The sequence below is a fragment of the Variovorax sp. BGA-UO-ETr-C22 genome (assembly GCF_059567965.1).
The window spans coordinates 360,049-373,591 of record NZ_JCAQPA010000010.1 but is presented as its reverse complement, the minus strand read 5'-3'; the positions used below and the strand labels follow the sequence as shown (position 1 = coordinate 373,591).

The window sequence follows — 13,543 nt, the reverse complement described above, 5'->3', positions numbered from 1 at the left end:
CGGCACACGATGTGCGTCAGCGATCCTAGGAATTCAGCGCGGCGGTGTGTATGAACAAAGCATTGCCATTCGGCAATGTTCGAGGCGCGAGGAAACGAAGAAGGCGCCGCTCAGGCGTCCGCGGTCGGCAGGTCGATGCAGGCGCGCAGGCCCGGGCGGGCATCGCCGAACTGCAGGCGACCGCCGTGCAGCGCCACCACCGCCTGCACGCTCGCGAGCCCCAGGCCGTGGCCCGGCGTGCTGTGGTCCAGCCGATGGAAGCGCACGCCCAGTCGCTCGTACTCGGCGCTCGGAATGCCGGGGCCGTCGTCCTGCACGAACAGCTGCGCGCGCCCGTCGACCGTGTGCGTGCCGATGCGCACGGTGGCGCCGGCCCCGCCGTACTTCAGCGCGTTGTCGAGCAGGTTGGCCGCTGCCCCCGCGAGCAGGTCGCGGTCGCCCAGCGCGATGGCGCGGTCGGCCGGCTCGCGCAGCAGCGCGATGCCCCGCACCTCGGCCACCGCCTCGTACAGCTCCGCCACGTCGTCGGCAATGACGTGCAGCGCCACCGGCGCGAACTGCTGGCGCCGCGCGCCGGCCTCGACCTCGGCGATCTGCAGCAGCTTCTCGAACATCACCGCCAGCTCCTCGAGCTCGCGGATGGCGGTGGCGACGGGCTCGCGCTGCGGATGGTGGGCGTCGCCGAGCCCCGCCTCCACCGCACGCAGGCGCACCAGCACGCGCGTGAGCGGCGTGCGCAGGTCGTGCGCGATGGTGTTGGACACATGGCGCACGCCGTCCATCAGCGACTGGATGCGGTCGAGCATCGCGTTGATGTCGCCCTCCAGCAGCGCGAACTCGTCTTCCTGGCCCGAAGGCGCCACGCGCTCCTGCAGCTCGCCCGCCGCGATGCGCGCGGCCGTGCGCCGCACCGCGCCCACGCTGCGCTCCAGCTCCTGGCGGAAGACGAAGGTGCCGCCGATGAGCAGCAGCACCGCCACGATGCCCGCCGCCGCGCTGGCGCTCGCCACCAATGATTCGATCGACTCCTGGTCGCGCAGGTCGTGCCCCACCACGAGCATGCCGCCGTCGGGCAGCGGGCGCATCACGAGGTAGGCGATGACGGTCTGGCCCGCGCGCACCACGCGGCGGTGCACGCCGTCGCCCGCATCGGGCGCCAGCGAGGGCATCTGGTCGAGGTTGCCCGCGCGCTTGTTTCCGTCGCGATCGGTGAGCAGGTAGATCTCGTTGTCGGAGTTGCGGCCGTCGGAAAGCGCATGGGCGATCTCGCCCGCCACACCCTCGGCACCGCGCGCTTCGTAGCGCACCACCAGCTGCTGCACGCTGGCGGCCACCTGCCGCACCATGCGCTGCTGCAGCACGCCGACGGTCTGCATGTAGACGATGGCCAGCGCGGCCAGCATGGTGATCGCGACGAGCAGCCCGTAGTAGAAGGCGAGCCGGAAGCCGACCGAGCGCCACAGCTGGCGCAGGGCCCGGGTCATTGCGGCGCGGCCAGCGTGTAGCCCACGCCGCGCACGGTGTGGATCAGCGTCGGCGCGCCGCCCGCATCGAGCTTGCCGCGCAGGCGGCTCACCTGCACGTCGATCACGTTGGTCTGCGGGTCGAACTGGTAGTCCCACACGGCCTCGAGCAGCATGGTGCGCGTGACCACCTGGCCCGGATGCATCATGAGATAGGCCAGCAGCCTGAACTCGCGCGGCTGCAGCGCGATGGGCCGGCCGCCGCGCTCCACGTGGCGGCGCGCCAGGTCGAGCGTGAGGTCGGCCAGCTGCAGCGTGCGGATCTCGGGCCCGCTGCGCGAGCGCCGCACCAGCGCCTCGGCGCGCGCCGCGAGTTCGGAGAAGGCAAAGGGCTTGGCCAGGTAGTCGTCGCCGCCGGCCTTGAGCCCGCGCACGCGCTCGTCGAGCGCGCTCAAGGCGCTGAGCACCAGCACCGGCGTCTTCTTGCCGAGCGCGCGCATCGTGGTGAGGATCGACAGGCCGTCCACGTCGTTGGGCAGCATGCGGTCGAGGATGACGAGGTCCCACGTCTCGCCCGTCGCGCGCGCGAACGCATCCGCGCCGTCGCGGCTGATCACCGCCACATGGCCGAGCGAACGGAAGCCTTCGGCGATGTAGCGCGCGTTGTCGGCATCGTCCTCGACGATGAGGCAGTTCCAGATGACGGTGGGGCCGAGCACGTCAGTCGGTGCGGCCACGGCAAGAAATACCCATGGATGGCGGTGCGGTTGTGCTCACGTTGCGCCCCCTGGGATGCGGGGGCCTGCAACGCAAATGCTAGCCCAGGTGGAAGCGGGAAAGGCCTGCGCTTCATTACCGTTTGTCCATGAAGCCGCGTGGTCGCGTGGTCGCGTGCGCGAGGAGCTGACCTGGCCCCATCAAGTCGAAGACCACGCTCACTCTCCGTTCACCAGAGACACCCCGTCTTCCGGCTTGCGCATCCATTTCGCAACGTCCACGCCCAACCCGTGAATCACTGCATCCATTGCGCTGCATTCGGTCGTCTCCGCCGTGATATCCGCGTAGGGGGTGCGCACTTGGCGCAGGGCTTTGAATTGCGCAGGGGGCAGTCCCGGTCGTTCAAGCACCGCATGGATGACCACGATCGTGGGGCCGCCAGCGCTGACGGTCACGATGTCCATGATGTCGATCTTCAGCACAAGGGCGGCCTCCCTGCCGGGACCCGGCACGGAGCCCACAACCTCATACCGCGCCTTCAACTGATCTTGCACGGCCTGACGCAGCGGGTCCGGCACACCGCACGCGTCATCGGCTTCGGACATCTGGCGGCCCTGGTCATGTCCGTACGCGACGGGCGGCAGCACCACCGTGGTGGAGGCAGCAGGCGCGGGTCGCGTTCGCTCGGGCGGCTGGGAATCGTGTGAACCGCAAGCAGCCAGAAGTGCGCTTACCGCCATCGCGATGCACGTGTTGCGCACGAAGGCAGGCGAAGCCTCTGCAGGCGCATTGGAGGTACAGCAGGCCGGCGGCACCAAGACGCGATTTGTTACATTAGTCCGGGGGTTGGAGGAATTTTGCAGGACCGACTACCTACCGGGCGATCGCCCGGCCAAATCAACTATAAGGAAAAATGCTACATGCACACCATCAATTACAAGATGGAGTACTCGATTCTCGAGTACGTTTTCGGCCTGATTGGCCCGGCAATTATCATTGCCGCCATTTTTTATCCGATTGCGGATCTGAAAATAGGCACCCTTCGGCTTCACCTGCCGACCGGCGTGGCCAATGGCGTTCTCATGTTGATCGGGGCGTACGTCACGTATCTTACGGTCGGAACACTTTTCAAGAAGCGCGCAGCCAACAGCCAGGGCGCCAACATTGTTCTTGATGAAAAGGGCATGTCTTTCACGACCGTCAAGAAATTCTCGGGCGTACTGACCACCGTGGGCTATGACGCCATCAATCAAGTCACCATCACGGACATCCCGGAAACCTCCACATCGAGTGCGGAGAAAAAAATAGAAATCAGCACGCCGTCGATGGCACCCAAGAAGCACGAGTTCGATGCCATTCACATGGTGAAGGATTCAGACTTTGAAGTTCTTGTGAATGCGCTCAAGCATCGCGCCGTCAACGCCACCTTCAAGCAAATCTGACCCATGGGTTTCTTGAAGAAGTTGTTCCAGATAGTTTCTGCCAAAAAATACAGAAATTGCCCCGATGGGGCCGCAGCGGATCCGGCGGCGCAGCGAGCACTTCAAGCGGGGCTCATCAACTCCGAACAGATCATGGCGTATTGCGACAGCTACGCAACGGGGTTGTCTGACGAAACTCTCTCCGAGGGACTTGGCTCGCACTGGGGCATACGCTCGCCCCAGGAGGCTGCTGAAACCCTGGCGTCACTCGGTCGCCATGGCCATCGCTTTTTTTACGACATTGTTTTTCGTATTTACAGCGATGGTGCTTCAGGAGAGGAGCGCCAGGAGGTTCTCGAGGCCTTGATCGCCAGCGGTCGATACGGCTCCCCGGAAACGGTGCGCGAGCAGATTGCCGCGCAGGGGCCGAGTGAGGAAAAAGATCTCGTTTTCTCGGCTTTGGCGCAGGCGATGGAGATGCTGGAGAATCTGCGATCCGTTTTTCGTCTTCTCGAAGACAAGGTCAATGGCTCGTACCTTCCCAAGGATTACAGCGCCGGCATCCTTGCCTGGGATCTGGGCCGCCTCGTCACGGTTGCGAGGATGTCATTGGACTGCAAATACATCGAGCAGGCTGAATTCGATCGCATTCTTTCGCATGCAGACAAGGAATTGCGCTCGAATTTTTCGTCCTGGCCGCAGTTTGCAAAGAGCTACATCATCGGCCGGGCCAGCTGGGCGGGTCAAAATATGACGCTGGGCGGAATCATCGGTATTGCCGAAGATCTCATGACCGATGAACGGAGCCCTTGGGTGCTGTCGCCTCTGTGAGTTGCATTCGACGACAGCGCTGGAAAAGATCCAGCTCGTCGGATCACTCCCTGTTGATTTCCGTGGACGCTTGATCCACCTTTCCATCGCGAACTGACCGGCCGCAATGTCTTGCGGCCGTTGTTCGCATGGAGGAGTGGATTACTCGTAAACGGAAATCAACAAATTCAAAGTATTTACGACGCTATTTGCGCGTTCAAGACTTTATTTGGCGAGATCATTGGAATCGCGCCGCCCACGCACGCTCACTCCACCGTCACGCTTTTCGCGAGGTTGCGCGGCTTGTCCACGTCGGTCCCGCGCGCGCACGCCGTGTGGTACGCCAGCAGCTGCAGCGGCACCACGTGCAGCAGCGGCGACAGCGCGCCGTAGTGCTCGGGCATGCGGATCACGTGCAGGCCTTCGCCGCTGGCGATCTGCGTGTCGCCGTCGGCCAGCACGTAGAGCACGCCGCCGCGGGCGCGCACTTCCTGCAGGTTGCTCTTGAGCTTTTCGAGCAGCGCATCGTTCGGCGCCACGGCGACCACGGGCATCTCGCTCGTGACGAGCGCGAGCGGGCCGTGCTTGAGTTCGCCGGCGGCGTACGCCTCGGCGTGGATGTAGGTCACTTCCTTGAGCTTGAGCGCGCCTTCGAGCGCGATCGGGTAGTGCAGGCCGCGGCCCAGGAACAGGGCGTTGTCCTTGCGCGCGAAGTCTTCGGCCCAGCCGATGATCTGCGGCTCGAGCGCGAGCACCGACTGCAGCGCGACGGGCAGGTGGCGCATTTCCTTCAGGTAGCGCGCCTCGTCGAGCGCGCTCAGGCGGTCCTTGGACTGCGCGATGGCCAGCGTGAGCAGGAACAGGCCCGCGAGCTGGGTGGTGAAGGCCTTGGTCGAGGCCACGCCGATTTCGACGCCGGCGCGCGTGATGTAGGCCAGCTTGCACTCGCGCACCATGGCGCTGGTGGCGACGTTGCAGATGGTCAGCGTCTGCTCCATGCCCAGCGAGCGCGCGTGCTTGAGCGCGGCCAGCGTGTCGGCGGTTTCGCCCGACTGGCTGATGGTGACGACCAGCGTCTTGGGGTCGGGCACGGAGTCGCGGTAGCGGTACTCGCTGGCGATCTCGACCTGGGTGGAGATCTTCGCGATGCTCTCGAGCCAGTACTTGGCGGTGCAGCCGCTGTAGTAGCTGGTGCCGCAGGCCAGGATGAGGATCTTGTCGATGTCCTGGAACACGCGGTGCGCGCTCGCGCCGGTGGCGCCGTCCTGCCCGATGCCGTCGAACAGCTCGGGCACGATGCCCTCGACGCCTTCGAGCGTGTCGCCGATGGCGCGCGGCTGCTCGAAGATTTCCTTCTGCATGTAGTGGCGGTACGGGCCCAGCTCGGCCGCGCCGCTGTGGGCGTGCACGGTGCGCACGGTGCGGGTGACGGGCTTGTGGTTCTTGTCGACGATCCAGTACTTGCCGGGCTGCAGGTCGACCACGTCGCCTTCTTCGAGGTAGACGATCTGGTCGGTCACGCCGGCCAGCGCCATCGCGTCGCTGGCCAGGAAGTTCTCGGTGCCGTCCTTGCCGGCGCCCAGGATCAGCGGCGAGCCGGCGCGCGCGCCGATCACGCGCTGCGGCTCGTCGCGGCAGATGACGGCGATGGCGTAGGCGCCGTGCAGCTGCAGCACGGCGGCCTTGACGGCTTCGAACAGGTCGCCGTTGTAGAGGCTGTCGACGAGGTGGGCGATGACCTCGGTGTCGGTCTGGCTCTCGAACACGTAGCCCTTGGCCTCGAGCGCGGCGCGCAGCGGTTCGTGGTTCTCGATGATGCCGTTGTGCACGAGCGCGATGCGGCCCGGGCGCGCGGCGGGCGCGTCGGCGCCGACGCCGTGGCTGAAGTGGGGATGGGCGTTGTGCACGGCCGGTGCGCCGTGGGTGGCCCAGCGGGTGTGGGCGATGCCGGTGAGGCCTTCGACCTTGTCGTCGCGCACCTGCGTCAGCAGGTCGGCCACGCGCGAGGTGGTGCGTGCGCGGCTCAGGCCGCCGGCATGCACCGCGACGCCGCAGGAGTCATAGCCGCGGTATTCGAGCCGCTGAAGGCCCTGGACCAGGACCGGAACGATGTCGCGATGGGAGGCTGCGCCGACGATGCCGCACATGGGGTGTACCTTGTCTTGAAGAACAGAAGGGCTCGATGGTAGGGAGCCCTTCGAGAAATATGGCGTCTAAATTTCCACAGTTTTGGAGTTTTATTTCACTCAAACCTGTAGATGGAGTTTTATTCCATAATTTCAACTCATATGGAATCAATCTCTCTCGACGCCATCGACCTCAAGCTGCTCGACGCGCTCCAGAACGACGCCTCGCAGACCAACCAGCGCCTGGCCGCCGAGGTGGGCATCTCGCCGCCGACCTGCCTGCGCCGCGTGCAGCGGCTGCGCCAGGAAGGGCTCATCGAGCGCCAGGTCGCCCTGCTCTCGCCCGACCGCCTCGCCACGGTGCTGGGCCACGGCCTGCAGGCGGTGGTAGAGATTTCGCTCGACCGGCAGGACGCCGCCGCGCTCGACGCCTTCGAGGCCCGCGTGATCGCGGACGACGCCGTGCAGCAGTGCTGGCGCGTGTCGCCGGGGCCCGATTTCGTGCTGGTGGTAGTGGCGCGCGACATGCCCGGCTACGGCGCGCTGACGCAGCGGCTGTTCACGGCCGACGCCAACGTGCGCAACGTGAAGGCGTTCTTCAGCCTCAAGCGCGCGAAGTTCGGGGCCCGCGTTCCGCTGGGCTGACGCCGGTTCTGTGCGCGATCAGCGCTCGCTCGCCGCCTCGCGCAGCGCTTCGAGGAAGGTGCGCCGCCACCAGTGGATGTCCTGCGCCCGGATGCGCGACAGCAGCTTCTGGTGCCGCTCGCGCCGCTCTTCCAGCGGCATCTGCAGCGCCTGCTGCACCGTCTCCGCCGTGCCGTGCGTGTCGTACGGATTCACCAGCAGCGCTTCCTTCAGCTGCTCGGCCGCGCCGGCGAAGCGCGACAGCACCAGCACGCCGGGGTCGGCCGGGTCCTGCGCCGCGATGTATTCCTTGGCCACGAGGTTCATGCCGTCGCGCAGCGGCGTCACCAGCCCCACGGCCGCCGCGCGGCACAGGCCGGGCACGCGGCGCCGCGCCACCATGCGGTGGATGTAGCGCACGGGCATCCAGTCGAGCTCGCCGTAGTCGCCGTTGATGGCGCCGCACAGCGACTCGAGCTCCTTGCGGATGTCGGCGTAGGCATCGACCGTCTCGCGCGTGGGCGAGGCGATCTGGATCAGCGTGGCGCTGCGGCGGTTCTCGGGGTAGTTGGCCAGCAGCTCGCGGAACGAACGCACGCGCTGCGGGATGCCCTTCGAGTAGTCGAGCCGGTCGATGCCCAGCAGCAGCCGGCGGCTCGAGTACTCGCGCTTCATGGTCTCGTACATGTCGCGCGATTCCTTGGCGTGCGTGAGCGCCGCGAACTCGTCCACGTCGATGCCGATGGGGAAGGCGTTGCAGCGCACCGTCTGCCCGTAGGCGCGGTACATGTCGTTGCCGAGGTATTCGCCATGGGCCTCGTTGCGCACGTAGTGCTCGAAGTGCTGCACGTCCTGCTGCGCCTGGAAGCCGATCAGGTCGTACGAGAACAGCGAACGCATCAGCCATTCGTGCTGCGGAATGGCCGCGATGATGATCTGCGGTGGCAGCGGAATGTGCAGGAAGAAACCGATGCGCTGCTTGCAGCCCATGGCGCGCAGCTCGGCGGCCAGCGGCATCAGGTGGTAGTCGTGGATCCAGATGATGTCGTCGTCCTTCAGCAGCGGCATCAGCTTGCGCGCGAACAGCTGGTTCACGCGCCGGTAGCCGCCGATGAAGCCGGCATCGAAATGCGCCAGGTCCAGGCGGTTGTGGAACACCGGCCAGAGCACGTCGTTGCTGTAGCCCAGGTAGTAGCTGTCGTGGTCGTCACGGCTCAGGTCGAGCGTGGCGAGCGTCACCTTGCCGGCCTGCTGCTTGTGCAGCTCGCCTTCGCCCGTGGGCCCGCCTTCGACGATCTGCCCGCTCCAGCCGAACCACAGGCCGCCGCTCTGTTGCAGGCTCTCGCCCAGGGCCACGGCCAGGCCGCCGGCGGCGGGCTTGCGCGGGTCGGCCACGCGGTTCGAAACAACGACGAGACGACTCATATGCACGAATCCCAGGGAGCGGACAGGCGCACGGCCGCATTGATGATGCCGACCATCGAATAGGTCTGCGGAAAGTTGCCCCACATCTCGCCCGTGACCGGGTGCGTGTCTTCCGACAGCAGGCCCAGCGGGTTGCGCGCGGCGAGCATGGTCTCGAAGATCTGGCGCGCCTCGGCCTTGCGGCCGATCTTGGCCAGCGCGTCGATGCGCCAGAAGGTGCAGATGTTGAAGGCGGTCTCGGGCTTGCCGAAGTCGTCGGCCGCTTCGTAGCGGCGCATGTAGGGGCCGTCGCACAGCGACTTTTCCATCGCGTCGACGGTGGAGATGAAGCGCGGGTCGCGCGCGTCGATCAGGCCCACCTCGACCATCAGCAGGATGCTCGCATCGAGCTCGTGCCCGCCGAAGCTTTCGGCAAAGGCCTGGCGCTCTTCGCACCATGACTTGGCAAGAATCTCTTCCTTCATGCGTGCGGCATGGCCATGCCAGTAGGCGGCGCGCTCGGGCAGCTCGAGCCGTCGCGCGATCTTGGCGAGCCGGTCGCAGGCGGCCCAGCTCATGAGCGCCGAGCTGGTGTGCACGCGGGCGCGCGTGCGCAGCTCCCACATGCCGGCGTCGGGCGTGCCGTACACGCGCACGGCCTGCTCGCCCACCGCCTCCAGGTGCGGAAACTCCGCCACGCCCGCGCGGCTGAGCAGCCGGTGGTCATGAAAAGCCTGGGCTGCGCCGAGCACGATGTTGCCGTACACGTCGTGCTGGAAGTGCTCCTGCGCCTGGTTGCCCACGCGCACCGGACCCATGCCGCGGTAGCCGGGCAGGCCCTCGACGAAGGACTCGGGCAGCTCGCGCTCCAGCCCGATGCCGTACAGCGGCTGGATGTGCTCGCCGTGCGAGCCGATCACCACGTTGCCGAGCCAGCGCAGGTAGTCTTCCATCGTGCCCACCTCGCTCAGCGAGTTGAGCGCGCGCACCACGAAGAACGCGTCGCGCAGCCAGCAGTAGCGGTAGTCCCAGTTGCGCTGGCTGCCCGGCGCCTCGGGGATGCTGGTGGTCATGGCGGCCACGATGGCGCCGGTGTCCTCGTACAGCGAGAGCTTGAGCGTGATGGCCGCGCGGATCACCGCGTCCTGGTATTCGAAGGGAATGGCCAGGCGCTTGCTCCAGGTGCGCCAGTAGGCGATGGTTTCCTGCTCGAACTTGCGCGCGGTGTCGGCAATGCCTTCGAGCAGCGTCTCGTCCACGCCGAACATGAAGTTGTACTCGCGCGAGATCACGAAGGGCTGGCGCGACAGGATGTGCGAGATCGACGCGTCGGTGTTCAGCCGCAAGGTCACATCGGGCCCGACATAGCGGATGTGGTTGCTGCCGCGCGTGACCTCGGTCGGCGCCGAGGCGCCCCACTGGAAGCGCGGGTCGAGCGACACGCGGATGCGCGGCGCGCCGGCAATCGGGCGCACGCGGCGCACCATCATGAGCGGGCGGAAGTAGCGCGAGCGGCTGTGAAAGCGCGGCGCGAAGTCGGTGATCTCGATGCCCTGCCCCGCGCTGTCGAACAGCTGCGTACGCAGCACGGCGGTGTTGGGCTCGTACCACTGCTTGCTGGAGGCGAAGTCCTCGATCTCGATGGCCCAGGCGCCGGCCTCCTCGCCGGGGTGCAGCAGCGCGTTGAAGACCGGGTCGCCGTCGAAACGCGGCAGGCAGCACCAGACGGCGCGGGCGCGCGCATCGATGAGCGCGCTGTAGGCGCAGTTGCCGATCACGCCGACATTGAGCGAGGGCTCGGCCGGCGGCGCGAAGCCGCGCGGCGGGGCTGCTGCCACCTTCGCGGCGTCGACGGGCGCCTGGTCGTCGGGGCCCGCCGCGCCGGCCAGGGCGTTGCCCGCGCGGTCCTCCGGAGCCTTCGGCAGTTGTTGTTCGCTCATGCGGGGCTCCTCGGTGGTGTCTGGGGATGGTCGGGTGCGGCCAGCAGGTCGCGTGCCTGCACCAGCCATTCGTAGACCGCGCGCGGCGATTCGAGCCGGTGCAGCGCCAGGCTCGGCCCGGCGCCCACCTTGATCGCGACGCCGCCGCGCGGCTGCACGACGGCGAAGCCGCTCTCGTCGGTGGTGTCGTCGCCCGCGAAGACCGGCGTGCGGCCCGCGAACGGCGCTTCGGTCATGAAGGCTTCGATGGCGAGGCCCTTGTTCACGCCCGAAGGCTTCACTTCGAACACGAACTTGCCGTGCATGAGCTCGAGCTGCGGACGGCCTTCGATGGCGCGCGCCATCGCGTCGCGGCACACGGCCTCCAGCTGCGGCGCGAGCCGGTAGTGCAGCGCGATGGCGCCGTGCTTGCGCTCGACCAGCAGGCCTTCGTGGATGCGCGCGAGTTCGTTGGCCACGTCCAGGATCGGGACGAGGTCGGGCGGGCGCTGCTCCTGCATGCCGCCTTTGGCATCGCGGCGCTGCACGCCGTGCTCGCCGGCCGCGGGCAGCCGCAGCGGCGCGAGAAAGCGGTCGATGGCATCGATCTGGCGCCCCGACACCACGGCGAGCGCGCCGCCGAGCAGGTCGCGCAGGTCGCTCAGCAGGGGCACGAGGGCGGGCGGCACCTCGATGGCTTCAGGCGTGGCGGCGAGGCCGACCAGCGTGCCGTCGAAGTCGAGAAAAAGGGCGGCGTCCCGGCCCGGCGGAGGTGGCAACTGGGCGTTGCTGCTGGAGGACTTTGGCATTGGGAAAAACCATAGCACGGCTCGCACGCGGCGCGTGTCGGCCAAAGTCCCGGCGTGCGCCGATGGCGGGGATTCAGTCGGCCGTGGCCGGCAACGAGGCCTTCACCGCCGCGATGCGCGCGCGGTGGATCGCCTCGCCGATGCGCGGCCCCGTGGCGCCGGCCTGCTGCGCCTCGCGCGCCACCACGTCGGTGGCCACGGCCTGGGCCGCGGCGAGCACCGCGAGCAGGCGCGGGCGCTGCGGGTAGGCCGTGTCCTCGAAGCCGAGCCGGCCGCGCGCGTCGCATTCGCAGGCCAGCAGCGCCTCGGCGAAGCGCGCCGGCTTGCGGAAGGCGTCGCAGCGCTCCAGCAGGCGCACCAGCGGCGTCGCGTCGAGCGCGCCGCTGCGGTGGATGTTGCCGTGCTCGCGCGCCACCACCTCGGCCATCTCGCGCAGTTCCACCGGCACGCGCCAGCGTTCGCACACGGCCTGCAGCAGGTCGACGCTGCGCAGCTCGTGGTTGATGTGGCGCGGCAGCATGTCGGCCGGCGTGGTGCCCTTGCCGAGGTCGTGCATCAGGCAGGCGAAGCGCACGGGCAGCGTGGCGCCCAGCCGCGCGCTGGTGTCCAGCACCATCATCAGGTGCACGCCGGTGTCGATCTCGGGGTGGTGCTGCGCCGGTTGCGGCACGCCCCAGAGCCGGTCAACCTCGGGCAGCAGCACGGCAAGCGCGCCGCAGTCGCGCAGCACCTCGAACATGCGCGAGGGCCGCGTTTCCATCAGGCCGCGCGCGAGCTCCTGCCACACGCGCTCGGGCACCAGCGCATCGACCTCGCCGGCCGCGACCATCTCGCGCATGAGCGCCATGGTTTCGGACGCGACGGTGAAGTCGTCGAAGCGCGCGGCAAAGCGCGCCACGCGCAGGATGCGCACCGGGTCTTCGCGGAAGGCGTCGGTGACGTGGCGCAGTACCTTGTCGCGCAGGTCGCGCTGGCCGTGGAAGGGATCGGCCAGGGTTTCGGGGCGCGCCTCGAAGCTGCCGTCGGCGGCCACGTGCTCGGCGGGCAGCGCGATGGCGTTGACGGTCAGGTCGCGCCGGGCGAGGTCCTGCTCCAGCGTGACGTCGGGCGCCGCATGCACGACGAAACCGCGGTAGCCCGGCGCGCTCTTGCGCTCGGTGCGGGCCAGCGCGTACTCCTCGCGCGTGCGCGGGTGCAGAAACACGGGGAAATCGCGCCCCACGGGCAGGTAGCCGCGCGCCACCATGGCCTCGGGCGTGGCGCCCACTACCAGCCAGTCATGGTCGGACACGGGGCGGCCCAGCAGCCGGTCGCGCAGTGCACCGCCGACGAGAAAAATGTTCATGAGTGCAGTGTAGGGATACTCTCCCTGCACAAAAAGAACGGTCGTTCGATAATCGCCGAGCGATGCGAACGACCGTTCGTAAATTCGTGTCGCGCGAAGCACCGGTCGCTGGCCGGTGCCCCCGTGCGCGGGGCTGTTTTCAACACCCAAGGAGCATTCACAGCTATGAAGAAACTCACAACAACAGCATCGTTGGCATTGGCGGCACTCGGGGTCCTGGCATCGGGCAGCGCCGTGGCGCAGAACGCCGGCGACTGGGTCGTCGGCACCGGCTGGTTCCACCTGTCGCCGCAGGATTCGAGCAAGCCGCTGACCGTGACCTCGCCCGTGCACAGCGTGCTGGCCGGCTCGGGCGCGAGCGTCACCAACTCGGACACGCTGGGCCTGAACGTCGCGTACTTCATCGACCCCCACTGGGCCGTCGAGGGCGTGCTCGGCGTGCCGCCCAAGTTCAAGCTCAACGGCAGTGGCACGCTGGCGCGCGTGGGCGAACTCGGCCAGGCCCGCCAGTGGAGCCCGACCGTGCTGGCCAAGTATTACTTCAACGAAGGCAACGACGCCTTCCGTCCGTTCGTGGGCCTGGGCGCCACCTACGTCTGGTACAGCGACGTGAAGCTCACGTCGAACCTGCAGGGCGCGCTGGCCAGCCAGTTCCACGTGCGTCCGTCTTCGGTGAACACCACCGCCAAGCTCGACAGCTCGTTCGCGCCCGTGCTCAACGCCGGCGTGGCCTACCAGTTCGACAAGCACTGGGGCGTGTCGTTCTCGGTGTCCTACATCCCGCTGAAGACCAAGGCCAAGCTCACGACGACCAGCATCACCGGCCTGCCGGTGGCGCGCAGCGAGGCAAGCCTGAAGCTGAACCCGATCGTCACCTACCTGGCGGCGACGTACCGGTTCTGACG

General features: G+C 67.5%; 12 protein-coding genes. 4 read left to right on the top strand and 8 right to left on the bottom strand.

All coding sequences use genetic code 11. The features are described from left to right. Window positions 1-110: 110 nt before the first annotated feature. The 3 genes from AC57B8_RS15195 to AC57B8_RS15185 all read right to left on the bottom strand — a co-directional run bounded on the left by AC57B8_RS15195 (window position 111) and on the right by AC57B8_RS15185 (window position 2,785). Window positions 111-1,484 carry an ATP-binding protein gene (locus tag AC57B8_RS15195; RefSeq protein WP_492679351.1) on the bottom strand — a complete coding sequence of 458 codons (1,374 nt, stop codon included), beginning with the start codon at window positions 1,482-1,484 and terminating at the stop codon, window positions 111-113. Beyond that, the gene (locus AC57B8_RS15190; RefSeq protein ID WP_159274070.1) at window positions 1,481-2,164 is read right to left on the bottom strand and encodes a response regulator transcription factor; all 684 of its coding nucleotides are present in this window, start codon (window positions 2,162-2,164) and stop codon (window positions 1,481-1,483) included. Before AC57B8_RS15190 ends, AC57B8_RS15195 begins: the two co-directional genes overlap by 4 nt. A gap of 234 nt (window positions 2,165-2,398) precedes the next feature. Beyond that, complete coding sequence (locus tag AC57B8_RS15185; RefSeq protein WP_496480031.1) at window positions 2,399-2,785, bottom strand: hypothetical protein; 387 nt, start codon at window positions 2,783-2,785, stop codon at window positions 2,399-2,401. Between the two features lie 315 nt (window positions 2,786-3,100). On the opposite strand from AC57B8_RS15185, the gene AC57B8_RS15180 reads away from it, so the two are divergent. Both AC57B8_RS15180 and AC57B8_RS15175 read left to right on the top strand, forming a co-directional pair. Next, window positions 3,101-3,622 carry a hypothetical protein gene (locus AC57B8_RS15180; RefSeq protein ID WP_496480030.1) on the top strand — a complete coding sequence of 174 codons (522 nt, stop codon included), beginning with the start codon at window positions 3,101-3,103 and terminating at the stop codon, window positions 3,620-3,622. A gap of 3 nt (window positions 3,623-3,625) precedes the next feature. Beyond that, window positions 3,626-4,432 carry a DUF1266 domain-containing protein gene (locus tag AC57B8_RS15175; protein WP_496480029.1) on the top strand — a complete coding sequence of 269 codons (807 nt, stop codon included), beginning with the start codon at window positions 3,626-3,628 and terminating at the stop codon, window positions 4,430-4,432. A 245-nt stretch (window positions 4,433-4,677) separates the two neighbouring features. On the opposite strand, the gene glmS is transcribed toward AC57B8_RS15175, so the two are convergent. Then, entirely contained in the window at window positions 4,678-6,558 is a 1,881-nt protein-coding gene (glmS, locus tag AC57B8_RS15170; RefSeq protein WP_070060065.1) for a glutamine--fructose-6-phosphate transaminase (isomerizing), read from the bottom strand. 141 nt (window positions 6,559-6,699) lie between these two features. Here glmS and AC57B8_RS15165 point away from each other — a divergent pair, with 141 nt between their 5' ends. After that, window positions 6,700-7,182: an Lrp/AsnC family transcriptional regulator gene (locus AC57B8_RS15165; protein ID WP_139705322.1), complete on the top strand. Its 483-nt coding sequence runs from the start codon at window positions 6,700-6,702 to the stop codon at window positions 7,180-7,182. 18 nt (window positions 7,183-7,200) lie between these two features. Here the strand turns inward: AC57B8_RS15165 and otsA are convergent, their stop codons facing one another. The 4 genes from otsA to AC57B8_RS15145 all read right to left on the bottom strand — a co-directional run bounded on the left by otsA (window position 7,201) and on the right by AC57B8_RS15145 (window position 12,638). Then, window positions 7,201-8,586: an alpha,alpha-trehalose-phosphate synthase (UDP-forming) gene (gene otsA, locus AC57B8_RS15160; RefSeq protein ID WP_062481194.1), complete on the bottom strand. Its 1,386-nt coding sequence runs from the start codon at window positions 8,584-8,586 to the stop codon at window positions 7,201-7,203. Then, complete coding sequence (locus AC57B8_RS15155; RefSeq protein ID WP_496480028.1) at window positions 8,583-10,505, bottom strand: glycoside hydrolase family 15 protein; 1,923 nt, start codon at window positions 10,503-10,505, stop codon at window positions 8,583-8,585. Before AC57B8_RS15155 ends, otsA begins: the two co-directional genes overlap by 4 nt. Continuing rightward, complete coding sequence (gene otsB, locus AC57B8_RS15150; protein WP_447741195.1) at window positions 10,502-11,293, bottom strand: trehalose-phosphatase; 792 nt, start codon at window positions 11,291-11,293, stop codon at window positions 10,502-10,504. Before otsB ends, AC57B8_RS15155 begins: the two co-directional genes overlap by 4 nt. A 73-nt stretch (window positions 11,294-11,366) precedes the next feature. After that, window positions 11,367-12,638 carry a multifunctional CCA addition/repair protein gene (locus AC57B8_RS15145; RefSeq protein ID WP_496480027.1) on the bottom strand — a complete coding sequence of 424 codons (1,272 nt, stop codon included), beginning with the start codon at window positions 12,636-12,638 and terminating at the stop codon, window positions 11,367-11,369. Between the two features lie 165 nt (window positions 12,639-12,803). Between AC57B8_RS15145 and AC57B8_RS15140 the strand changes: the two genes are divergently transcribed. Next, window positions 12,804-13,541, top strand: a complete 738-nt coding sequence (locus AC57B8_RS15140; RefSeq protein WP_095948224.1) for an OmpW/AlkL family protein — start codon at window positions 12,804-12,806, stop codon at window positions 13,539-13,541. The last annotated feature ends 2 nt before the right edge of the window (window positions 13,542-13,543 follow it).

What these genes read in the sequence shown, in the direction of transcription:
- AC57B8_RS15195 (WP_492679351.1), bottom strand. Translation starts at nt 1,484, where the DNA reads ATGACCCGGGCCCTGCGCCAGCTGTGGCGCTCGGTCGGCTTCCGGCTC.
- AC57B8_RS15185 (WP_496480031.1), bottom strand. Translation starts at nt 2,785, where the DNA reads ATGTCCGAAGCCGATGACGCGTGCGGTGTGCCGGACCCGCTGCGTCAG.
- AC57B8_RS15155 (WP_496480028.1), bottom strand. Translation starts at nt 10,505, where the DNA reads ATGAGCGAACAACAACTGCCGAAGGCTCCGGAGGACCGCGCGGGCAAC.
- AC57B8_RS15145 (WP_496480027.1), bottom strand. Translation starts at nt 12,638, where the DNA reads ATGAACATTTTTCTCGTCGGCGGTGCACTGCGCGACCGGCTGCTGGGC.
- otsB (WP_447741195.1), bottom strand. Translation starts at nt 11,293, where the DNA reads ATGCCAAAGTCCTCCAGCAGCAACGCCCAGTTGCCACCTCCGCCGGGC.
- AC57B8_RS15175 (WP_496480029.1), top strand. Translation starts at nt 3,626, where the DNA reads ATGGGTTTCTTGAAGAAGTTGTTCCAGATAGTTTCTGCCAAAAAATAC.
- AC57B8_RS15140 (WP_095948224.1), top strand. Translation starts at nt 12,804, where the DNA reads ATGAAGAAACTCACAACAACAGCATCGTTGGCATTGGCGGCACTCGGG.
- otsA (WP_062481194.1), bottom strand. Translation starts at nt 8,586, where the DNA reads ATGAGTCGTCTCGTCGTTGTTTCGAACCGCGTGGCCGACCCGCGCAAG.
- AC57B8_RS15180 (WP_496480030.1), top strand. Translation starts at nt 3,101, where the DNA reads ATGCACACCATCAATTACAAGATGGAGTACTCGATTCTCGAGTACGTT.
- AC57B8_RS15165 (WP_139705322.1), top strand. Translation starts at nt 6,700, where the DNA reads ATGGAATCAATCTCTCTCGACGCCATCGACCTCAAGCTGCTCGACGCG.
- glmS (WP_070060065.1), bottom strand. Translation starts at nt 6,558, where the DNA reads ATGTGCGGCATCGTCGGCGCAGCCTCCCATCGCGACATCGTTCCGGTC.